General features: G+C 71.5%; 21 protein-coding genes. 14 read left to right on the top strand and 7 right to left on the bottom strand.

What is annotated here, in order from left to right:
- From ABZT49_RS08075 to ABZT49_RS08065, 3 genes are read right to left on the bottom strand one after another with little or no spacing between them, the layout of a single operon-like run.
- On the bottom strand, nucleotides 1–903 hold the full coding sequence (locus ABZT49_RS08075) for an SMP-30/gluconolactonase/LRE family protein (protein ID WP_355285192.1): 903 nt from the start codon (nucleotides 901–903) through the stop codon (nucleotides 1–3).
- Between the two features lie 4 nt (nucleotides 904–907).
- Nucleotides 908–1,354 carry a cupin domain-containing protein gene (locus ABZT49_RS08070; protein ID WP_355285191.1) on the bottom strand — a complete coding sequence of 149 codons (447 nt, stop codon included), beginning with the start codon at nucleotides 1,352–1,354 and terminating at the stop codon, nucleotides 908–910.
- Nucleotides 1,351–1,821 carry a DoxX family protein gene (locus ABZT49_RS08065; RefSeq protein ID WP_355285189.1) on the bottom strand — a complete coding sequence of 157 codons (471 nt, stop codon included), beginning with the start codon at nucleotides 1,819–1,821 and terminating at the stop codon, nucleotides 1,351–1,353. Before ABZT49_RS08065 ends, ABZT49_RS08070 begins: the two co-directional genes overlap by 4 nt.
- 144 nt (nucleotides 1,822–1,965) lie before the next feature.
- Between ABZT49_RS08065 and ABZT49_RS08060 the strand changes: the two genes are divergently transcribed.
- Nucleotides 1,966–3,537, top strand: a complete 1,572-nt coding sequence (locus ABZT49_RS08060) for a GMC family oxidoreductase (protein ID WP_355285188.1) — start codon at nucleotides 1,966–1,968, stop codon at nucleotides 3,535–3,537.
- A 161-nt stretch (nucleotides 3,538–3,698) separates the two neighbouring features.
- The gene (locus tag ABZT49_RS08055; RefSeq protein WP_355285186.1) at nucleotides 3,699–4,985 is read left to right on the top strand and encodes an ArgE/DapE family deacylase; all 1,287 of its coding nucleotides are present in this window, start codon (nucleotides 3,699–3,701) and stop codon (nucleotides 4,983–4,985) included.
- 201 nt (nucleotides 4,986–5,186) lie between these two features.
- Here ABZT49_RS08055 and ABZT49_RS08050 read toward each other — a convergent pair whose 3' ends face one another.
- Nucleotides 5,187–5,555, bottom strand: a complete 369-nt coding sequence (locus ABZT49_RS08050) for a hypothetical protein (protein ID WP_355285185.1) — start codon at nucleotides 5,553–5,555, stop codon at nucleotides 5,187–5,189.
- 145 nt (nucleotides 5,556–5,700) lie between these two features.
- Between ABZT49_RS08050 and yciA the strand changes: the two genes are divergently transcribed.
- The 4 genes from yciA (at nucleotide 5,701) to hemW (ending at nucleotide 9,427) form a co-directional block, all read left to right on the top strand.
- Nucleotides 5,701–6,120, top strand: a complete 420-nt coding sequence (gene yciA / locus ABZT49_RS08045) for an acyl-CoA thioester hydrolase YciA (protein WP_355285183.1) — start codon at nucleotides 5,701–5,703, stop codon at nucleotides 6,118–6,120.
- The gene (locus ABZT49_RS08040; protein ID WP_355285181.1) at nucleotides 6,117–6,428 is read left to right on the top strand and encodes a YkgJ family cysteine cluster protein; all 312 of its coding nucleotides are present in this window, start codon (nucleotides 6,117–6,119) and stop codon (nucleotides 6,426–6,428) included. The genes yciA and ABZT49_RS08040 overlap by 4 nt, the downstream gene beginning before the upstream one ends.
- 363 nt (nucleotides 6,429–6,791) lie before the next feature.
- Nucleotides 6,792–8,072, top strand: coding sequence for an amidohydrolase/deacetylase family metallohydrolase (locus ABZT49_RS08035; RefSeq protein WP_355285179.1), 1,281 nt, complete (start codon nucleotides 6,792–6,794; stop codon nucleotides 8,070–8,072).
- A gap of 191 nt (nucleotides 8,073–8,263) precedes the next feature.
- Nucleotides 8,264–9,427, top strand: a complete 1,164-nt coding sequence (gene hemW, locus ABZT49_RS08030; RefSeq protein ID WP_355285178.1) for a radical SAM family heme chaperone HemW — start codon at nucleotides 8,264–8,266, stop codon at nucleotides 9,425–9,427.
- Between the two features lie 229 nt (nucleotides 9,428–9,656).
- Here the strand turns inward: hemW and ABZT49_RS08025 are convergent, their stop codons facing one another.
- Complete coding sequence (locus ABZT49_RS08025; protein WP_355285176.1) at nucleotides 9,657–10,868, bottom strand: penicillin-binding protein activator; 1,212 nt, start codon at nucleotides 10,866–10,868, stop codon at nucleotides 9,657–9,659.
- Between the two features lie 163 nt (nucleotides 10,869–11,031).
- Between ABZT49_RS08025 and rsmI the strand changes: the two genes are divergently transcribed.
- From rsmI to ABZT49_RS08010, 3 genes are all read left to right on the top strand, one after another.
- On the top strand, nucleotides 11,032–11,997 hold the full coding sequence (gene rsmI / locus ABZT49_RS08020) for a 16S rRNA (cytidine(1402)-2'-O)-methyltransferase (protein WP_355285174.1): 966 nt from the start codon (nucleotides 11,032–11,034) through the stop codon (nucleotides 11,995–11,997).
- The gene (locus ABZT49_RS08015; protein ID WP_355285173.1) at nucleotides 11,981–12,367 is read left to right on the top strand and encodes a YraN family protein; all 387 of its coding nucleotides are present in this window, start codon (nucleotides 11,981–11,983) and stop codon (nucleotides 12,365–12,367) included. Before rsmI ends, ABZT49_RS08015 begins: the two co-directional genes overlap by 17 nt.
- A 171-nt stretch (nucleotides 12,368–12,538) precedes the next feature.
- A complete protein-coding gene (locus ABZT49_RS08010; protein WP_355285171.1) occupies nucleotides 12,539–12,754 on the top strand; it encodes a hypothetical protein in 216 nt (71 codons plus the stop codon).
- A gap of 297 nt (nucleotides 12,755–13,051) precedes the next feature.
- Here ABZT49_RS08010 and ABZT49_RS08005 read toward each other — a convergent pair whose 3' ends face one another.
- Nucleotides 13,052–13,438, bottom strand: coding sequence for a response regulator (locus ABZT49_RS08005; RefSeq protein ID WP_093564427.1), 387 nt, complete (start codon nucleotides 13,436–13,438; stop codon nucleotides 13,052–13,054).
- Between the two features lie 206 nt (nucleotides 13,439–13,644).
- Here ABZT49_RS08005 and ABZT49_RS08000 point away from each other — a divergent pair, with 206 nt between their 5' ends.
- Genes ABZT49_RS08000 through ABZT49_RS07990 form a run of 3 tightly spaced genes read left to right on the top strand, consistent with a single transcriptional unit; the run spans nucleotide 13,645 to nucleotide 16,521 of the window.
- On the top strand, nucleotides 13,645–14,577 hold the full coding sequence (locus tag ABZT49_RS08000) for a glycine betaine ABC transporter substrate-binding protein (RefSeq protein WP_407943460.1): 933 nt from the start codon (nucleotides 13,645–13,647) through the stop codon (nucleotides 14,575–14,577).
- Nucleotides 14,578–14,632: 55 nt separating this feature from the next.
- Complete coding sequence (locus ABZT49_RS07995; RefSeq protein ID WP_355285167.1) at nucleotides 14,633–15,769, top strand: ABC transporter permease subunit; 1,137 nt, start codon at nucleotides 14,633–14,635, stop codon at nucleotides 15,767–15,769.
- The gene (locus tag ABZT49_RS07990) at nucleotides 15,766–16,521 is read left to right on the top strand and encodes an ABC transporter permease subunit (RefSeq protein ID WP_355285165.1); all 756 of its coding nucleotides are present in this window, start codon (nucleotides 15,766–15,768) and stop codon (nucleotides 16,519–16,521) included. Before ABZT49_RS07995 ends, ABZT49_RS07990 begins: the two co-directional genes overlap by 4 nt.
- Nucleotides 16,522–16,523: 2 nt before the next feature.
- On the opposite strand, the gene ABZT49_RS07985 is transcribed toward ABZT49_RS07990, so the two are convergent.
- Complete coding sequence (locus tag ABZT49_RS07985; protein ID WP_355285164.1) at nucleotides 16,524–18,581, bottom strand: M3 family metallopeptidase; 2,058 nt, start codon at nucleotides 18,579–18,581, stop codon at nucleotides 16,524–16,526.
- A 146-nt stretch (nucleotides 18,582–18,727) separates the two neighbouring features.
- On the opposite strand from ABZT49_RS07985, the gene ABZT49_RS07980 reads away from it, so the two are divergent.
- Nucleotides 18,728–19,606 (top strand): extensin family protein, encoded by an 879-nt coding sequence (locus tag ABZT49_RS07980; RefSeq protein WP_407943458.1) that lies wholly within the window; start codon nucleotides 18,728–18,730, stop codon nucleotides 19,604–19,606.
- Between the two features lie 77 nt (nucleotides 19,607–19,683).
- Nucleotides 19,684–20,769, top strand: a complete 1,086-nt coding sequence (locus tag ABZT49_RS07975) for a L,D-transpeptidase family protein (RefSeq protein ID WP_355285162.1) — start codon at nucleotides 19,684–19,686, stop codon at nucleotides 20,767–20,769.
- Nucleotides 20,770–21,031 lie beyond the last annotated feature (262 nt).

Genomic DNA, 21,031 nt, shown 5'->3' with positions numbered 1-21,031 from the left:
TCACGGCGTCTGCACCCCGCGGCGGTCGAGGAAGATCGAATAGAGCGTGTGCGAGCCGCCGATGAACAGGCGGTTCTTGGTCGGCCCGCCGAAGGTGATGTTCGAGACCGTGTAGGGCACCAGGATCTTGCCCATCAGCTTGCCCTCCGGGCTGAGGCAATGCACCCCGTCGCCCGCGCTCGACCAGACGTTGCCGTCCTCGTCGACCCGCATCCCGTCGCAATAGCCCGGCTCGATCTTATGGAAGATGTCGCCCCTCGACAGTGCGCCGTCGGGCGCGACGTCGAAGACCCGGATGTACTGGCGCGGGTTCGGCTTCGACTGGTCGCCGGTCTCCGCCACGTAGAGCCGGCGCTCGTCGGGCGAGAAGGCGAGGCCGTTCGGGCCGTCGAAGTCGCCGGCCATCACCGTGATCTCGTTCGTCGCGGGATCGAAGCGGTAGAGCGCCGGCGGCTGCTCGGAGGTCTGGCGTCCGCCCTCGTAGTCGTTCGCGATGCCGTAGACCGGATCGCTGAACCAGATCGTGCCGTCGGACTTCACCACCACGTCGTTCGGGGAGTTCAAGCGCTTCCCGGCATGGCGCTCGACCAGCGTCGTGACCGTGCCGTCGTACTCGGTGCGGTACAGGCAGCGGCCGCGATGCGAGCAGCCGATCAGCCGGCCCTGCCGGTCGCGGGTCTGGCCGTTGGCGTAGTTCGAGGGCGCGCGGTAGACCGAGAAGCCGGCCCCCTCGATCCACCGCATCGTGCGGTTGCGCGGCAGGTCCTGGAACAGCAGGCAATCGGCGTCGCCCATCCAGACCGGGCCCTCGATCCAGCGGAAGCCGGAGCCCAGTTCCTCGAGCGGGGCGTTGCCCAGGATGTAGTGCTTGAAGCGCTCGTCGTGGATCTCGAACCCGTCCATGGCGTCACCGGAACCGGCAGGCCGCGCCGGTGGTCGGGGGCTTGTCGTATTGGACGATCATCAGCACCGCCGGCTCGTCCCCGATCGTGCCGGAGCGGTGGCCCTTCTTGCCGTCGACCTCGCGCACATTCTGGTCCTCGCCGAACGAGATCTCGCCCGGGCCCATCTCGATCCGCGTGCCGTCCATCGATTCGACGAACCAGCGGCCGGAGAGCGGGATGATCCATTGCGGCTTCGGGTTCGGGTGCCAATCGCCGGTCCAGCCGACCGGCTGCACGGTGACGAAGACCGTGGCGCCGTCATGGGTCTTCTGCCCCTGCCATTGCGGCGGGGCCGGCGGCGACATCGACTTCTCCTCGAACTCGGTGAAGGCGCACCGGGTCTGGTGGCTGATCCCGTCCGCGTCGGCCCAGAGGTGCCAGTAGGGGATTTTTGGCTTATCGTCGCTCATCGGGCGGTCTCGCTGACGCTGTAGGGCTTCGACGAGGCGAAGGGGTCGGAGAAAAACGTCTCGACCGTGCTCGCCCCGGTGCCGAAGGTGACGAGCAGAAACCCGCCGGCGAGCGCGAGGTTCTTCCAGAAATCCCAGAAAAGCTCGCGCCCCTTGCCGCCGGACCAGAAATCGCCCGGCTTCCAGAACTGCTTCCACAGGAGCGCGGTGACGCCGCAATAGCCGGCGAGCACGAAGGCGGCGAAGCGGTCGGCGATGCCGGTGAGGATGCCGAGCGACATCACGATCTCGACGAACAGGCCGGCGAGGATCAGCGCCGTAGCGGGTGCGGTGGCGTGCACCGCCTGTTTCGCCTGGCCCACCGCCCCACGAAAATTCAGGATCTTGTCGAGGGCGCTGAACGGCAGGAACAGCATCACCAGGAGGAGCCGGACCCCGAAGGCGATCACGATGCTGAAGCTGGCCATCGTTCAAGGATCCCCGCTGCCGTGTTTCGCAGTGCGAAAAGCTAACTGGGGCGGGTCGACGTTCGCGCCAGCCCCGCCATATCCGCCTCGCACGACCGAGCGGCCCGGATCATCCCGTGCCTGCCGCAGGAGGGACGACCGCCGATGAGCGAGAACCGGCACTACGACGTCGTCATCATCGGCTCGGGGCCGGGCGGCGGCACCATGGCGTGGCGGCTGGCCCAGACCGGCAAGCGCATCCTGCTGCTCGAGCGCGGCGACTACCTGCCCCGCGAGCGCGAGAACTGGGACAGCCAGGCGGTCTTCGTCGAGGCCCGCTACCAGGCGCCGGAGACCTGGTACGGTGCCGACGGCTCCAGCTTCCATCCCGGCCTGCACTACTTCGTCGGCGGCAACAGCAAGGTCTACGGCTCGGTCCTGCTCCGCCTGCGCGAGAAGGATTTTTATCAAGTCCGCCACCCGGACGGCATCTCGCCGGAATGGCCGCTGAAATACGACGTGTTCGAGCCCTATTACCAGGCGGCGGAGGAGCTTTATTACGTCCACGGCCTGCGCGGCGAGGACCCGACCGAGCCGCCCGCCGCGAAACCCTACGCCTACCCGCCGATCACCCACGAGCCCCGGATCCAGGAGCTGTTCGACGGCCTGAAGCGCGAGGGCCACCACCCGTTCCACCTGCCGGTCGGCGTGCGGCTGGAGGAGCGGGACGGCAAGCCGCTGCCGCACTCGGCCTGCATTCGCTGCGACGCCTTCGACGGCTATCCCTGCATCACCAACGGCAAGGCCGACGCACAGATCGCCTGCGTCGACCCGGCCCTGGCCACGCATCCGAACCTGACCCTCAAGACCCATTCCTACGTCGACCGGCTGCTGACCGACCCGTCCGGGCGGACGGTGACCGGCGTCGAGGTGAAGCGCGGTAGCGCGACCGAGACTTTCACCGGTGACATCGTGGTGGTGGCCTGCGGCGCCCTGTCCTCGGCGCTGCTGCTGCTGCGCTCCGCCAGCGACGCCCACCCGCAGGGGCTGGCGAACCGCTCAGGCCAGGTCGGCCGCAACTACATGCGGCACAACAACTCGACGGTGCTGGCGATCTCCCGCACCCCGAACCCGACCAAGTTCCAGAAGACGCTCGGCCTCAACGACTTCTACTTCGGCGCCGACGACTGGGAGTTTCCGCTCGGCCACATCCAGATGGTCGGCAAGTCCGACGGGGTGCAGATCCACGGCGAGGGCCTGCCCAGCTTCCTGCAATGGTTCCCGGAGAAGCCGTTCGACTGGCTCGCCAAGCACTCGCTGGATTTCTGGCTCACCACCGAGGATCTGCCGATCCCGGAGAACCGGATCTTCTACGACGGCGACAAGGTGCGGCTCGACTTGAAGCAGACCAACGAGGAGGCGCTGCACCGGCTCAAGGCCAAGCTGCGCGATCTCTGCGGGAAGCTCGACATCCATCCGCACCTGTTCGACCGCTCGCTCTACCTCGGCAAGGACGTGCCGATCGGCGGCACCGCCCACCAGGCCGGGACTTTGCGCTTCGGTCCCGACCCGGCGACCTCGGTCCTCGACCTCGACTGCAAGGCGCACGAGCTCGACAACCTCTACGTGACCGATGCGAGCTTCTTCCCGTCGATCGGCGCCGTGAACCCGACGCTGACGATCATCGCCAACGCGCTGCGCGTGGCGGACCACATCATCGGGCGGTTGGGGGCGTGACATCTCCCCTTTCCCGGATCTCCTTCCGCTTCGCTTCAGTCGTCCGGGAAAGGGCGGGGAGGGTGGAGAGATCGCCGCATGCAAGCTGGCGCGTCTCCAGCGCATAGGTGCCGCACCCCCCGACGGGCTATGACGGGACGCCCGCCTCGAAGGAGCCCCCGATGCCCCTGGACCCCGCCCTGCGCGACCGCATCATCACGGCCGTCGCCGACGGTTTTTCCGACCAGATCGCCCACACCCAGGCGCTGATCCGCTTCCCCTCGACCCGCGGGCAGGAGCAGGCGATCCAGGATTTCGTGTTCCGTGAGTATCGCGCGCGCGGCTACGCCATGGACCGCTTCGCGATGGACCGCGAGCAGATCGAGGCGCATCCGGGCGGAGCCACGTTCAGCCCGGAGCATTCCGAAGCGCCGATCGTCGTCGGCATCCACCGGCCGCGGGAGGAGACGGGGCGCTCGCTGATCCTCCAGGCCCATGTCGACGTGGTGCCGGCCGGCCCCGCCGACCTCTGGACCCACCCGCCCTTCGAGCCGGTGGTGGAGGGCGACTGGCTCTACGGCCGCGGCGGCGCCGACATGAAGGCGGGCCACGCCGCCAACCTGTTCGCCCTCGATGCGCTTCGCCGTATCGGCCTCCAGCCCGCCGCCACCGTGACGCTGCAATCGGTGGTGGAAGAGGAATCGACCGGCAACGGCGCCCTGATGACCCATCTGCGCGGCTACCGCGCCGACGCGGTGCTGATCCCCGAGCCCGAGGAGGAGATGCTGGTGCGCGCCAATACCGGCGTCCTGTGGTTCCAGGTCGAGGTCCGGGGCCGGCCGGTCCATGTGCGCGAGATGGGCACGGGGGCCAACGCCATCGACGCCGCCTACCGGGTGATCGGGGCGTTGCGCGGGATCGAGGCGCGCTGGAACGAGGACAAGGCCGGGCGCCCGCATTTCGAGGGCGAGGCGCACCCGATCAACCTCAATATCGGGCGGATCGAGGGCGGCGACTGGGCCTCCTCGGTGCCGGCCTGGTGCCGGATCGACTGCCGCATCGCGATCTACCCGGGCACCAGCGCCGCGGAAGCGGCCCGCGAGATCGAGGCGGCGGTGGCGGCCTTCGCCCGGGACGACGCCTTCCTGTCGAACAGCCCGCCGAGCGTCACCTTCCACGGCTTCTTCGCCGAGGGCTACGTGCTCGACGAGGGCTCTGACGCCGAGGCCGTGCTCGGCCGGGCGCACGAGGCGGCTACCGGCAGCGCGCTCAGGAGCTTCATGACCGCGGGCTACCTCGATACCCGGGTCCACGCCCTCTACGACCGGGTGCCGGCGCTCTGCTACGGCCCGAAGAGCGAGAACATCCACGGCTTCGACGAGCGGGTGAGTCTCGCCTCGCTCAAGCGCATCACCACCGCGATGGCGCTGTTCGTCGCCGAGTGGTGCGGGACCGAGGCGAACTCGTAATCTCGATCCGCTCCACGACCTCATCCTGAGGTGCACGCGAAGCGTGCCTCGAAGGAGGCCTCCAGACATCTCCGCGGATTCTGGAGGTCTCCTTCGAGGTCAGTCGATCACGATCGACTGACACCTCAGGATGAGGTCGCGGGTGGGATAATGAGTTTTATCGAGTTGATCGGAGAGAGGCCCGATCACAGCTGCAATTGTTCAATCGAAGCTGCGCTTGGCGCCCGACCCGCCGAGGCTGATCTTGCGGGTCTGGGGTGCCGCCGGGGCGGCCTGGACGGGCTTGGGCGGCGGCAGGTGGGCCTGGCCGTGGACCACGGCGCCGATCTCGCCGAGCGCCTTCACCAGGTCGTCCTTGCCGCAGGTGCGGGCGACGGTGAGGCCGAGCTTGTGGGTGTGGCTCTTGGCGTAGAGGTAGCCCGCGAGCTTGGCGCGGGTCTCCACCGGCAGGGCCTCGAGGAGGTCCGGCAGGTCCTCCGGCTCGGCCCGGTAGATCTCCCCGAGGGTCGCGAGGGGAACCGGGCAGTCGCGGTCGGCTTCGGCGCCGCTGGTGGGATGGCCCTGGATCATGATGCGTCCTCCGGCTGATGGCGTGGCGCCGACACTAGGGCCGTGCGCGGGAGGAAGAAACCGCGTGGCTCTCGAATCGGGGCGCTCGCGCTCCGGCGCCTCGATGCCCTATGCTCGCCCGGGAGACCAGGGGGGCGTCACCATCATGACCACGGACACGGCGACCGACGCGGCGCGGCCGCAGGGCGAGCTGACAGTGCGGACCATCGCCATGCCGGCCGACACCAACGCCAACGGCGACATCTTCGGCGGCTGGGTGATGTCGCAGATGGACCAGGCCGGCGGCATCGCCGGGGTCGAGCGGGCGCAGGGCCGCGTCGTCACGGTGGCGGTCGAGGGCATGACCTTCCTGCGCCCGGTCCGGGTCGGCGACGTGCTCTGCGTCTACACTCATGTGGTGTCGACCGGCCGCACCTCGATGCGGCTCCAGATCGAGGCCTGGGCCCGGCGCTTCCGCACCCAGACCCGCGAGAAGGTGACGGAGGGCGTGTTCACCTTCGTGGCGATCGACGATGACGGCCGCCCGCGCCCGATCCCGCCGGCGGCGCCGGGCCTGTCGCCGTGAGCCCGGCTCACGCCGATCCAGCCACCTTCGCCTGTCAGGAATGCGGGGCCTGCTGCGCCTACTCGGCCGAGTGGCCGCGCTTCAGCATCGAGGACGATGCCGACATCGCCCGGATCCCGGAGATCTACGTCGATGATCCGGCCGGGCGGATGCGCTGCGAGGGCGAGCGCTGCTCCGCCCTCGACGGCCGGGTCGGCGAGCGCGTGGCGTGCAAGGTCTACGCGGTCCGCCCCGAGGTCTGCCGCACCTGCGAGCCCGGCGATCCGGAATGCCTGATCGCCCGGCGGCATCATGGGTTGCCGGTCTAGGACCCGTCGTGACGTGATTTCCTCGCAGGGTCGCGGAAGCAGTGGATGGGGTGGCCACGGTCGGCCACGCCCCGCTGGGTTGAGTCCATCCGGGGACATCCGGGAGATGGTCGAGCGACGGGGAGGTGCGGCAGCGTCCGCGTCGAGCCTCCTCTCGCGCTCCGCGGCACCCTGTCGCATCTCATCATCCGTCCCACGCGTCGGTCGCGGCGCGAATCCTCACCGAACGCCTTGACGGCCGATGCTCGAACACATCTTCTGTGCAACTTGAACGATGCTGAGATGATCAGGTTATTTTTCAGCATCGTCGTGACGGACCACAGATGACGTGAATGCCGAAGAGCATTCCGCGAGGGGGGATCGATGAGTGACCTGACGCGCCGGGCGTGGCTCGGGGGCCTCTCCGCGACCGGATTCCTGGCCGCGACCGGGGCCGTCGATGCCGCGATGGGGCCGAACGACAAGTTCGACCTCGTCATCAAGGGCGGCGAGGTCATCGATCCGAGCCAGTCGCTGCGCGCCAAGCGCGACGTCGGCATCCGCTTCGGCCTCGTCGCGGCACTCGATCCCGACATCCCGGCGACCCGCGCTCAGCGCGTGCTCGACGCGTCGGGCAAGCTCGTCCTGCCGGGCCTCGTCGATCTCCATGCCCACACCTACCCCTATGGATCGGCCATCGGCATTCCGGCCGACGAGACGGTGCCGTATTCCGGGGTGACCACCGTGGTCTCGGCCGGGGATGCGGGGGCCAACAACCTCGCGGCCCTGCGCCGGCACATCGCCGCCCAGACCCGCACGCGCATGTTCGCCTTCGTGCACATCGCGAATAACGGCCTGTCGGCCTTCCCGGTCGCGGAACTCTACAACATCGACAACGCCCAGGTGGAGGCCTGCGCGCTGGCGCTCGCGGAGAACCCGGACTTCGTGATCGGCGTGAAGGTGCGCATGTCCGAGAACGTGATCTTCAAGCACGGCGTCGAACCGCTGAAACGGGCGGTCCAGGCCTGCGAGATGTCCGGGCGGCCGGCGAAGATCATGGTCCATATCGGGGGCGTCGAGACCGCCGAGCTGATGAGCCGGATCCTCGACCTGCTGCGGCCCGGCGATATCCTCACCCATTGCTTCTCCGGCGCGCCGAATATCGGCGGCCAGTTCACGAACATCGTTCAGGACGGCAAGCTGCTGCCGGCCGCCCTCGAGGCCAAGCGGCGCGGCGTGGTGTTCGACATCGGCCATGGCGGCGGCTCGTTCGACTTCACGGTGGCGGAGGCGGCGATCGCCCAGGGCGCCCCGCCGGACACGATCTCCTCCGACCTCCACGTCGTCTCGGGCAATACGGCGGGCATGCCGTTCCTGCCCTGGGTGATGAGCAAGTTCCTGCCGCTCGGCTTCAGCCTGGAGCAGGTCGTGGCGATGACGACCTCGGCCCCGGCCCGGGTGATCGACCGCGGCGCCAAGCTCGGCACGCTCCAGGTCGGCGCACCGGGCGACGTCTCGGTGATGGAATGGGTGGAGAGGCCGGTCAGCTTCGTCGACACCCGCAACAACACCCGCAGCGGGACCGCCTATCTGAAGCCGGTGCAGACGGTGAACACCGGCGTGCCGTTCGGGCGACCGTTCCAGGCGCCCTTCGCGGTCCGGTAGCGATTATCCGAGCCATCCCGGACGACTTTGCCTGAGGGCCGGTTCTCCGGTTCAGGGAACGTCCCTGCGCTCGCACCCTGTCGGCGAACGCGCTCGTGACCCCTTCGTGGGAGCCTGCGCGCGAGGTGCCGCACCCTCTTGTGCCGTGCGTACCCCTTGCGCCGCGAGCCCAAGGTCGGCACATCCGCCGGATGATCGATCATCCGACCCGGGACGTCGGCTTCGGGGTCTACCTGCACTGGCCCTTCTGCGCCGCGAAGTGCCCCTACTGCGACTTCAACAGCCATGTCCGCCACGGACGCCTCGACCAGGCGCGGTGGCGGGCCGCCTTCGCGCGGGAGATCGCCCACGCGGCGTCGCTCGCGCCGGGGCGGACGGTCACCAGCATCTTCCTCGGCGGCGGCACGCCCTCGCTGATGGAGCCCGAGACGGTAGGGGCGCTCCTCGACGCGGTGGCGGGGGCCTGGAGCGTGGCGCCGGACGTCGAGGTGACGCTGGAAGCCAACCCCACCAGCGTCGAGGCCGGCCGCTTCCGCGGCTACCGGGCGGCGGGGGTCAACCGGGTCTCGCTCGGGGTGCAGGCCCTCGACAACGCCTCGCTCAAAAAACTCGGCCGGCTTCACAGCACCGCGGAGGCGATGCGGGCGGTCGAGACCGCCGCCGCGCATTTCGAGCGCTATTCCTTCGACCTGATCTACGCCCGCCCCGACCAGACGCCGGAGGCCTGGGCCGCGGAACTGCGCGAGGCGATCGCCCGGGCGGCGGAGCACCTGTCGCTCTACCAGCTCACCATCGAGGAGGGGACGCCGTTCTACGGCCTCGCCGCCGCCGGCAAGCTCACCGTGCCGGACGACGACACGGCGCGGATCCTCTACGACGTGACGCAGGAGGTCTGCTCAGGCGCAGGCCTGCCGGCCTACGAGATCTCGAACCACGCCCGGCCCGGCGCCGAATCGCGCCACAACCTGCTCTACTGGCGCTACGGCGAGTATGCGGGCATCGGCCCCGGCGCCCATGGCCGCCTGGTCCTGCCCGAGGGCCGCATCGGCACCTCGACCGAGCGTAACCCGGAGGCCTGGCTCGCCCGGGCCGAGGGCGAGGGGCACGGCATCGTCGAGACGGAGCGCTTGAGCGCGAGCGACCAGGCCGACGAGCTCCTGATGATGGGCCTGCGCCTGCGCGAGGGCATCGACCCCGCCCGCTACGCGGCGCTCAAGGGCCGGCCCCTCGATCCGGATCGCGTCGCCGGGCTCGTCGCGGCCGGGTTGGTCGCCCGGACGCCGGATGCGCGGCTGGCCGCGACGCCGAAGGGGGCCCCGGTGCTCAACGCGGTGGTGGCGGAGCTTGCGGCGTGAGGTGATCCGGGGTGTGAGCCCCCGCCGGAAGCCGCAATCTCCCACACACGACCTCATCCTGAGGTGCGAACGAAGTGAGCCTCGAAGGAGGCTTCCAGAGATCGCAGCGGCATCTGGAGGCCTCCTTCGAGGCCGCTACGCGGCACCTCAGGATGAGGTCGTAGGTGGGATTTCGCGGAATCGATCCGGATCAGATCCCGATCGAGAGTGCCCGGCGCCAACTGGCCGCTCACGTCCCCGACGGACCCAGCGCCCGCGGCGCCGGGCTGACGATCGTCGCGCTCCCGCCGCGGATCTCGAACACCGCGAGCGTCCGGTCGCTGGTCCCCTCCGGGCGGAACCGGAAGGTGCCATCGATCCCGGCGAAGCCCGAGGGGTTGGTGAGGGTGGTGTCGGCGAAGCGCTGCGACCCGTACTGGCGGTTCAGCGCCGCGGCGAGGGACACGGCGTCGTAGGAGAGCGTCGCGACCCGTACCGGGTCCGAGCCGAACCTCGCCCGGTAGCGCTGGCTGAAGCCGGTGAAGCCCGCCGGATCCGCGGCGGCGAACCAGCCGCCCTGGAAGGCCGGCAGCGCGAAGACCCGCGGGTCGTTCCAGACCGCCGTCCCGACCGGCTTGACCCGGGCCGGGCTGAAGCCCGCGCGGGTCAGCGCCGCGCCGGCGGCGGCGAGGCCCTCCGGCGTATCGGGCAGGAACAGCGCGTCGGCCTGCGGCGCCGGGCCGGAGATCAGTGGGGCGAGGCGCCCGACCGAGGCGGCGGGGTTGCCGGCGGGGTAGCGCTCGATCGCCACCACGCGGCCGCCACGGCGGGCCACTGCCTCGCGGAACTGCGCCTCGACGACGTGGCCGTAGGTCGAATCCGGGATCAGGGCGGCGAAGGAGCGCCGCCCCGCCGCCGTGGTCTCGTCGATGATCCGGTCGACCTCCGTCTGCGGCAGGAAGCTCAAGAGGTAGACGCCGCGCGCCGCGACGCTGGTATCGGTCGAGAAGGCGATCACCGGCTTGCCGCTGGGCCGTACCGTGGCGGCGGCCGATTGCACCGTGGCGGAGAAGAGCGGGCCGATCACCAGCTCCGCCCCCTCGGCGAGCGCCGCCGCCGCGGCCTCCCGGGCGCCGTCCGGCGTGCCGCGGTCGTCCTTCACCAGGATCGTCAGGTCGGGGCTCTGCGATTCCTGCAGCGCGAGGTCGGCGGCGTTGCGCAGGGCCGCACCCACGGACGCGCCGGGGCCCGAGAGCGGCAGGATCAGCGCGACCTTGACGCTGCCGGCGCCGAGCGTCGTCCCCTCGCCGGACGGGGCGGCCGGCGCCTCGACGACCGGTGCCGTGCGGGTGACGACGACCGGGCTGTCGACCCCGCCGCAGGCGGCGAGCCCGAGGAAGCCGGCGAGTGCCAGGGCGCCCCGTCCGAAGCGCCTCACAGTGTCGAGGCCGATGCCCCCCATCGCCCGCTCCCCCAGTCCGGCCGCCCTGCGCCGCGAATCGGCGCCGGCAACCCGGCAGCAACATCCGTGCCCGGTGCATAAAGTCTGCCGCCGAAAAGTAAACGACCGCTCCCGTCCGCCCGGTTGTGGCGCTGCGCAACCGAGCCGTGGCATTGTGGCGGCGATGACCCAGCGCAGCGACGATTCCCGCCCACGTTCCTCCGGCCGCGCGACCGGTCGGGGACCGGCCGTCTACACCGCCTTCGGCCTCGCCGCCGAGGCCGAGCCCCTGTCCCCCGGCCTGCACGTCGTGGCGACCCCGATCGGCAACCTGAAGGACGTGACCTTCCGGGCGCTCTCGACGCTCGCCGCCGCCGACGCGGTGCTGGCGGAGGATACGCGGGTCACCCGCACCCTTCTCGCCCATTACGGCATCACCACCCCTCTCGTCGCCTATCACGAGCATTCGGGGGAGGGGGTGCGCGAGCGGATGATTGCCCGCATGCGGGACGGGGAGGCCCTGGCGCTGGTCTCGGATGCCGGCACGCCGCTGGTCTCGGATCCGGGCTTCAAGCTGGTTCAGGCCGCGATCGAGGCCGGCCTCGCCGTCACCCCGATCCCCGGCCCCTCGGCGGCGATCACCGCGCTCGTCGCCGCCGGCCTGCCGACCGACCGGTTCTTCTTCGAGGGGTTCCTGCCGCAGAAGAGCGGGGCGCGGCGCAACCGGCTCGCGGTGCTCGCCGGCGTGCCGGGGACGCTGGTGCTGTTCGAGGCGCCCCACCGCCTGCCCGAGATGCTCGCCGACGCCGCCGAGGTTCTGGGCGGGACGCGCTCCGCCGCGGTGGCGCGCGAATTGACCAAGCTGTTCGAGACCGTGCGCCGGGGCGACCTCGCGGGCCTCGCCGCCGATTACGCCGCGTCGGGCCCGCCGAAGGGCGAGGTGGTGGTGGTGATCGGCACCGCGCCCGAGGACGCGCCGGGGCCGGAACACGATGCCGACCTCGATGCCCGGATCGAGGCGGCGCTCGCCCGCCACTCGATCAAGGACGCCGCCAGCCTCGTCGCCGACGAGACCGGCCTCAAGCGGCGCGAGGTCTATGCCCGCGCCCTGGTGCTTGCCCGCCGCGCCGACGATGCCGGCGACGCCTGACGCCGCGCGCCGCCGGCTCCATCTCGCCCGCGGCCGGCGGGCGGAGCTCCTGGCGGCTTTCGCCCTCCTGCTCAAGGGCTACCGGCCGCTGGCCTGGCGCGTGTCCCTCGGCGGCGGCGAGATCGACCTGATCGTGCGCCGCGGCAGCACGGTCGCCTTCGTGGAGGTCAAGGCGCGGTCGACCCTCGACGCGGCGCAAGACGCGATCGACGCGCGCAAGCGCCGCCTGTTCTCCCGCGCCGCCCGGGCTTGGACTGCCCGCGCGCCCTGGAGTGCCGGCCTCACCCTCAGGGCCGACGCGGTGCTCGTGGCACCGGGCCGCTGGCCCCGCCACGTCGTCTCGGCCTTCGAGCTGGAGATGGGCCGTTAAGTGTCTCTCACAAAACTCCCGGTCGCCGGCGTCGTTCGATGCGGCCGCGTCGGCGCTGCGGGAGTTTTGTGAGGTGCACTCCCCCGGATTCTGGGAATCCGTTCATCTCGCGTGCAGCGCAGCATGCTTAAGCTCGCAGTCGCGATGAGGTCGGGAGCAGGGGGGCACGAGATGCGCAGCGGTTTCGGATGCGAGTCCTGCGGCTCGCCGGGGGTTCGTTTGCCGGCCGACCTCACCGACGACGCGATGATCCAGTGCGACGGCTGCGGCTGCACGCTGATGGCCTGGGGCGCGTTCAAGCGCCGCGTCGAGGCGCAGGAGGCGGCCGACGCGCGTGAGCCGGCGGAGCGGCGGGTCGTGGGTGCGGCGCAGCGGGTCGGGCGTTGAGGCCGAAGGCGATGGGAATGAGGGCCAAGTCGGTGGCGCCGAATCGTCCGCCTCTCCACGTCATTCCGGGGCCGCACAGCGTCGCCCGGAGTGCCGGAGGCACGCCCAGACACGCAGGTCATTCAGAATGACACTGTGAGCATCCCGCTTGATCCTGAACCATCCGCGGCTCTGGATTCCGGGCTCCGCTACGCGGCCCCGGAATGACCGAGGGGGTTATTCGGTCAGTCGGGAGTTTGAGGCGCATCGGTCTTATCGTCGCGCCGCTTCGGAGACGCAGCCCTTCGGGCCCGCCCCTCAGCCCCCCGCCGCGATCGCGGCGATCAGGGTGCGCTTGAGGTCCTGCTGGCTGAACGGCTTCTGCACCACCGGGCGATCGCGGAACGGCTCGCGGATGCCGGCGCCGCCGTAGCCGGTGGAGAATACGAGCGGCAGGCCACGGCGCACGATCGCCTCGGCGACGGGGTAGATCGGCTCGCCGGCGACGTTGACGTCGAGGATCGCGACGACGAAGCTCTCGCTCTCGGCCATCTCGAGCGCCTTGCTCAGCCGGGCCGCCGGACCCACGACCTCGCAGCCGAAATCGAGCAGCATGTCTTCCAGCAGCATCGAGATCGCCGCCTCGTCCTCCACCACGAGGACGCGGGCACCGTTCAGGAGGTCTTCGCTTGTGTCCGTGCCCACGCCGGAGTTCTTTCCCTCAACGCCCCGTATCGAGGCCCGATCGATTTGTCCCTGCCGCGGCGGCACCCGCGCGACCGTCAGGGGTTTCATCCGCCCGCAACCCAGGCGGGTCCGCACCGGCCGCCAGGATTTGCACCGGCAGGACTTGCGCCGGTGAGCCGTCGCCCGGAAAGCCAGACATGTCAAGCGCACGGACCTGGGACGCGATGCAGCGGCCGCCAGATACTCCCCACCCCTTGAATCGGAGGGGTCTGATCGCGGGGGGGCTCGCCGGCTTGGCGCTGTCCACGGCAGCCTGGGCCGACCGGCCGGTCGTCGTCGCCTCGAAGGTCGACGGGGAGGGCGCGCTCCTCGGCAACCTGATGGTGATGGTCCTCACCCGCCTCGGCGTGCCCGTGACGGCCCGGCTCCAGCTCGGCCCGACCCGCATCGTCCGCACGGCGCTCACCGCCGGCGAGATCGACGCCTACCCGGAATATACCGGCAACGCCGGCTTCTTCTCCGGCACCGATGCCGATCCGCGCTGGCGCCGGGCCGACACCGCCTACGCGGCGGCCAAGGCCTTCGATGCCGGGCGGGGCCTCACCTGGCTGAAGCCCGCGCCGGCGAACAACACCTGGCAGATCGCCGTGAAGGGCGACCTCGCCCGGGCCGAGCGCCTCGCCACGATGACGGATTTCGCCGGCGCGGTCCGCCGCGACCTGATCGAGCTCTGCGCCTCGGCGGAATTCGTCGAGAGCCCGGCGGCCCTGCCGTCCTTCGAACGCGCCTACGATTTCGTGATGCCGCGGGAGCGGATCGTGATGCTGCCGGGCGGCGATACCGCCGTCACCCTGCGGGCGGCGGCGCAGGGCATCAGCGGGGTCAATGCCGGCATGGTCTACGGCACCGACGGGGCGATCGCCGCCCTCGACATCGCGGTGATGAGCGATCCGGCCGGGGCGCAGATGGTCTACGAGCCGGCGCCGGTCGTCCGCACCGCAATCCTCGACCGCTATCCCCAGATCGTCCCCGCCCTCGGCCGTCTCTTCACCGGCCTCGACCTCGCGACCCTGCGGCGGCTGAACGCCCAGGTGGCGGTGGACGGCGACACCCCGGAGGCGGTCGCCCGCCGCTACCTCGGATCCCTCGCGCCATGACTCTCGCGCCATGAATCTCGGTACCCTGACGTCCGGCACTCTCACGGGCAGGACGATGACGCGGTCCGTCGCCTGGCTGCCCGCGGCGGCGGCCGGCCTCGCGATCGCGAGCCTCGCCGGTCTGCCGTTCCTCACCCTGGCGCCGAACCGCCTCGTGCCGGGCAGCCCCGTCGGCGGCGGCCTCGCCGGGGCGGCGGCGGGCGCCCTCGCGATCGGTGCGGCCGTGCTGCTCGCCGGTCCCCGGCGGCCGTGGCGGACCTGGGCCGCCCTCGCGGCGGCGCTCGCCGCCTGGTGCGCGCTGCTGCTCGGGGCCGGGCAGGGGGCGGCCGGGCTCCTCGCGGGCAAGCCGTTGGCGGCCCGCGCCGCCCTCGGGTCCGGGGCGTGGCTCGCGCTCCTGGCGCTCGCGGGCCTCGCGGCGGACGCGGCCAGGGCCGCCCTGCCGCGCCGGGGCGGCCTCGTCGGCGCCCTGCTGCTCGCCGGCCTCGCGCTGATGATCGCGGGGGCGGGCCTCCTCGATTCGCTCTCGCTCGCGGTCGAGTACCGGGCGCGGGCGGGCGCCGTGGCGGCGGCCTTCGTGCAGCATCTCGGGCTCGCCTCCGCCTCGCTCCTGCTGGCGCTCGCGGCGTCCATCCCCCTGGCGCTCCTGCGCCTGCGCGACGGGCCGGCCTCGCGCCTCGTCGACGGGCTCGTCGGCGGGATCCAGGTCGTGCCGGCGCTCGCGCTCTTCGCCGCCCTGGTGGCCGGGCTCTCCGGCCTGCTCGCCCTGGTGCCGGCCCTGCGCGGCCTCGGCCTCTCCGCCATCGGGCCGGTGCCGGCGGTGATCGGCACCGCCGCCTACCTCGCCCTGCCGCTGGTGAGCGGGATCGCCGCCGGTCTCGCGGCGGTCGATCCCGACGTGCTCGCCGCCGCCCGGGCGATCGGCCTCACGCCGCGCGAGACGCTGCTGCGGGTGCGCCTGCCGCTCGGGGCGCCGTTGCTGGTCGGGGCCTTGCGGGTCGCGGCGGTGCAGAGCGTGGGGCTTTCCACCCTCGGCGGCCTCGTCGGGGCCGGCGGGCTCGGGGCGCTGGTCTTCGAGGGGATGGCGCAGTTCGCCCAGGACCTGATCCTGCTCAGCGCGCTGCCGGTGATCGGCCTCGCGCTCGCGGTCGATGCCGGGCTCGCGCTCCTCGCCGGCGGGAGGGAGCCGGCATGAACCGCACGAACCGGAGCCGCGCGATCTCTTCCCGCGCCCTCCTGCCCCTGCTGCTGGGGCTCGGCCTCGCCGCGTTGAGCCTGCCGGAGGTCGCCGGGTTCGTCGTCCGGACCCTCGGCCTCCAGGCGGGCACGCCGGTGCCGGCCGGGCGCCTCGCCTGGCTCGCGCGCCAGCACCTCGTCCTGGCGCTCGCGGGCTTCGGCCTCGCCGGTGGGGCTGGGCTCGGCCTCGGCATCCTGGCGACCCGCACCGCCGGTGCGCCCTTGCGCGCCACCCTCGACATCCTGGCCGCCGCCGCCCAGGCCGCGCCGCCGGTGGTGGTGGTGGCCCTGGCGCTGCCGGTCCTCGGCTTCGGGGCGCCGCCGATCCTGCTGGCGCTCGCCGCCTACGGGCTGATGCCGGTGATGCGCGGCACGGTGGGGGCGCTCGCCACCGTGCCGGAGGAGGTGCGCCGGGCGGCGACCGGGATGGGGCTCACGCCGTCGCAGATGCTCCTGCGGGTCGAGCTGCCGCTCGCCGCCGGGCCGATCCTGGAATCCTTGCGCGTGGTGCTGGTTCTCGCGGTGGCGACCGCCGCGGTCGGGGCGCTCGCCGGCGCCCAGACCCTCGGCACCCCGATCGTGGTCGGGCTGCAGACCCAGAACAACCTGGCGCTGATCCAGGGCGCGGCGGCGGCGGCGGCGCTCGCCTTCCTGACCGAGGCGGCGTGGCTCGCCGCCGCGGCGTGTGTGGGCCGGCTGCTGCGGCGGTAGGGTTAGGCCGCCAGCCCGCGCTTGCGCAGCAGCGGCCCGGTGCTCGGCAGCCGCCCGCGGAAGGCCGTGTAGGCGCTGCGGGCGTCGCGCAGGTTGCCGGCGCCGTAGACGTAGGTCCGCAGCCGCTCGGCGGTGGCGGGATCGAAGATGTTTCCGGCCTCCCGGAAGGCGTCGAAAGCGTCGGCGTCCAGCACCTCCGACCAGAGGTAGCTGTAATAGCCCGCCGCGTAGCCTTCCCCGGCGAAGATGTGCTGGAAGTGCGGCGTGCGGTGGCGCATCGCGATCTCGGCCGGCATGCCGATGCGGCGCAAGGATTCCGCCTCGAAGGCCAGCGGGTCGATGCCGGTCTCGGCCTCGGACGAAAGGTGCAGGTCGAGGTCGACGATGGCCGAGGCCGTGTACTCCACCGTGGCGAAGCCTTGGTTGAAGGTGCGGGCGGCGAGCAGCCGGGCCAGCAGGTCCTCGGGCATCGTTTCGCCGGTGCGGTAGTGGCGGGCATGGGCCCGCAACACCTCCGGCTGCTCCAGCCAGTGCTCGTAGAGCTGCGAGGGCAATTCGACGAAGTCGCCCGCCACCGCGGTGCCGGCGAGCATTGGGTAGGTCACGTTCGAGAGGAGCCCGTGCAGGGCGTGGCCGAATTCATGGAACAGCGTGCGGGCATCGTCGAAGGAGAGGAGCGCCGGCTCGCCCTCGCCCCCCTTGGCGAAGTTCATCACGTTGACGATGATCGGCGTGACCTCGTTGGTCAGGCGCTCCTGCGAGCGGAAGCCGCTCATCCAGGCGCCCGAGCGCTTGCTCGGCCGCGCGAAGTAATCGCCGAGGAAGAGGCCGATCACCCGCCCGTCCCGGTCGGTGACCTCCCAGGCGCGCACCTCCGGGTGGTAGCGCGGCACGTCCGGCAGTTCCCGGAAGGAGAGGCCGAACAGGCGGTGCGCCGTGTCGAAGGCCGCCTGGATCATGCCCTCGAGGGCGAGGTACGGCTTGATCTCGCCCTCGTCGAGGGCGTGGTCGCGCCGACGCAGGCGCTCGGCGTAGTGGCGCCAGTCCCACGGCGCGAGGTCGAAGGTGTGGCCGTCCTCGCGGGCGAGCGCCTGGAGCCGGTCGCGCTCGGCCTCCGCCCGGCGGCGGGCCGGCGACCAGACCTCTTCCAGGAGACCCACGGCGGCCTCGGCGCTGCCGGCCATCGTGTCGTCGAGGCGGTAGGCGGCGTAGCTCGGATAGCCCAGCAGGCGCGCCCGCTCGGCGCGCAGTCGCAGGGTCTCGGTGATGATCGCCCGGTTGTCGGTCTCGCCGCCATTCTCGCCGCGGCGGATCCAGGCGGCGTAGGCGCGCTCGCGCAAGGCGCGGTTGGTCGAGAAGACCAGGAACGGGTCGATCAGCGAGCGCGACAGGGTGACGACGTGGCTGCCCTTCAGCCCGCGCTCCTCGGCGGCCCGGCTGGCGGCGGCGCGCAGGAAGGGCGGCAGGCCGGCGAGATCGTCCTCGCCGGTCAGTTCCAGCGCGAAGGCGCCCTCGTCGGCGAGCAGGTTCTGGCTGAACTGCGTGCCGAGCTCGGCGAGCCGCGCGGCGATCGCTGCCATCCGCTCCTTGGCCTCGGGCGCGAGCTCGGCGCCGGCGCGGCGGAAGCGCAGGCGGTAGCGCTCGCGCACCCGCTTCGCCTCGTCGGAGAGACCCTCCTCACCGATGGCGGAGACCCGCGCCCACAGGTCGGGGTTGACGTAGATCGCGCTGCCGTGGCGGGCGAGCCGCGGCGCCACCGCCCGCTCCACCGCCTGGAGGTCCGGGTTGGTGTGGCTGCCGGTGAGGTTGAAGAAGGTCGAGGAGACCCGCCGCAGGGCCTGGCCGGAGCGCTCCAGCGCCTCGATGGTGTTGGCGAAGGTCGGCGGCTCGGGATTGCCAGCGATCGCCTCGATCTCGGCGACGTGCTGGGCGAGCGCCCGCTCGAAGGCCGGCTCGTAATGCGCGGGGACGATGCGCTCGAAGGGCGGCAGCCCGTGCGGCGTGGTCCAGGCCGGCTCGGAGAAGGGGTTGGGCTCGTGCTCCGCCGTGACGCCGCGCATGCTGGTCCTCTCGCTGATTGGGCGGGCGACGATAGACCCTGGGGCGGGGGGCGCAAGCGGGGCCGGGATCGCGCGAGCGCGGCATGGTGCGCTGGAACGGTCACGCTTGCCGACCCGTTGAGGGGCGGGACTCTGGGGAGGGCGGGATGCCGGGGATGATCGTGAAGCGGATCCTCGCCGCGCTGGCGGGGGCGGTCGTCGTTGCAGGCCCGGCGGTAGGCCAGACATCGGCGGCCTCACCGCCGCTGAGCCGGGTTCCTTCCGAGCAGGTGCCCTTGCCGCCGCCGCGGCCCGATGAGGCGAAAGTCCCGGCGACCACCGAGCCGGCGGCCAAGGAGGGGTCTCCCAAGGAGATCGCCAAGGATTCCGCCAAGGACGCGGCCAAGGACGCGCCGGCCGGCCCGATCCCCGCACCGGCACCGCTGCCGCCCGAGCGGCCCGCCGACGTGCCCTCCGGCCCGGCGCCGACCCCCGCCACGTTGGTGCCCGACGACACCGCCTGCCTGCGCCGGCTCGAACGCCTGGGCGTCAAGGCCGAGCCGGTGGCGCCCCTCTCCGACGGGATGTGCGGGGCGGCCAAGCCCCTGCGGGTGACCGCCCTGCCCGACGGCGTCGCCCTCGCGCCCGCCGCCACGCTCACCTGCGTCGCCGCCGAGGCCCTGGGCCGCTGGAGCACCGAGGTGCGGGTGATCGCCGAGCAGACCCTCGGCAAGGCGCCGCATTCCTTCCAGATCGGCGGCTCCTACGAGTGCCGCGGCCAGAACCATGATCCGAGCGCCAAGCTCAGCGAGCACGCCTACGCCAACGGGGTCGACGTGATGGGCTTCACGTTCGAGGGACGGGCGCCGGTGGCGGTGGGGACGGCGCGCGAGGGGACCCCGGAGGCGGCGTTCGTGGCCGCAATCCGGGCCCGCGCCTGCGGCTTCTTCCGCACCGTGCTCGGGCCGGGCTCGGATGCCGCCCACGCCAACCACCTTCACCTCGACGAGCGCGAGCGCCCGGCCGGCCACCGCCTGTGCCAGTGAGCGCGGAAAATCCGGGAACGGGACGGGGCATCCGGCGCTTTTAGGCCGTGCTGGTTTGAGATGCGGGAGAGGGTCTGATGCGCAGGACGGCGAGGCTCGGGGTGGCTCTGCTGGTGTTGGGGCTGTCGGGCGCGGCCGGCGCCGCGGAGAATTCCCTGACCGCGGAGGCGATCAACCAGGCGCAGTTCGGCGCCGGAACGCCCGACAGCCAGGTGAAGAGCCAGGAGAACAGCAAAGAGAAGGGCAGGGAGGCCGGCAAGGAGACGAAGTCTTCGAAGGCCGCCGACCCGCTGACCATTCGGGTCCAGGTGCTCCTCGACCGGGCCGGCTTCTCGCCCGGCGCCATCGACGGGCGCGACGGCGACAACCTGCGCGGGGCGCTCGCCGGTTTCGCCAAGGCTAAGGGCCTGGCCGCCTCGAAAGAGTTCGACGCGCCCTTGTGGCAGGCCCTGTCCGGCACGAGCCAGGATCCGGCGGTGACGCAGTACACGCTGACCGAGCAGGACGTCTCCGGCCCATATGTGGAGGAGATCCCGCCGAAGATGGAGGAGCAGGCCGACCTGAAGGCGCTCTCCTACACCTCGCCGGCCGAGATGCTGGCCGAGCGCTTCCACATGAGCAAAGGGCTTCTGAACGCCCTCAACCCCGGCGCGGCCCTGACCAAGGCCGGCACGGTGATCACGGTCGCGGCGGTGCCGCCCCTGGAAACCGGTCGGATCCCGGCGAAGGAACTGCCGGAAGCCCCGAAGGTCACCCGCATCGAGGTCGACAAGGACGCGCTCCAGGTCCGCGCCTATGGCGAGGACGGGGCGATGATCCACCTGTACCCGGCCTCGATCGGCAGCGAGGAGAAGCCGGCGCCGAGCGGCGTTCTGAAGGTCGAGGGCGTCGCCTTCGATCCGACCTACACCTACAATCCGAAGTATGAGTTCAAGGGCGTCGAGGCCAAGCGCAAGTTCACCATCAAGCCCGGCCCGAACAACCCGGTCGGCGTGGTCTGGATCGATCTCTCGGGCAATGACGGCTACGGCATTCACGGCACGCCCGAGCCGGAGAAGGTCGGCAAGACCGAGTCGCATGGCTGCGTCCGGCTGACGAACTGGGACGCGCGGGATCTCGCGAAACACGTCGCGAAGGGCGCGACGGTGGATTTCGGGAAGTGAGGAACGCTTGACCGAATGAATTCAGGAAGTCGCGGGATCCCCTCTCCCGTGTGGGAGAGGGGTAGGGGTGAGGGTGGAGACGATGCCGAATATAGCTGCGATCGTTCCGCTACCCGGCTCAGCGTTCAGAGTTCAATCCTGACACCGAGCCACCCTCACCCCTGACCCCTCTCCCACACGGGAGAGGGGGATCGCGTTATACTTCAGAACGTCGGAGCCTATCGAGCTGGGCCCGGTCACCCCCCCTCGACCTCCCCGCCAT

Source organism: Methylobacterium sp. EM32, assembly GCF_040593685.1.
Classification (GTDB): domain Bacteria; phylum Pseudomonadota; class Alphaproteobacteria; order Rhizobiales; family Beijerinckiaceae; genus Methylobacterium.
This window is presented reverse-complemented; position numbering and strand designations above follow the sequence as displayed.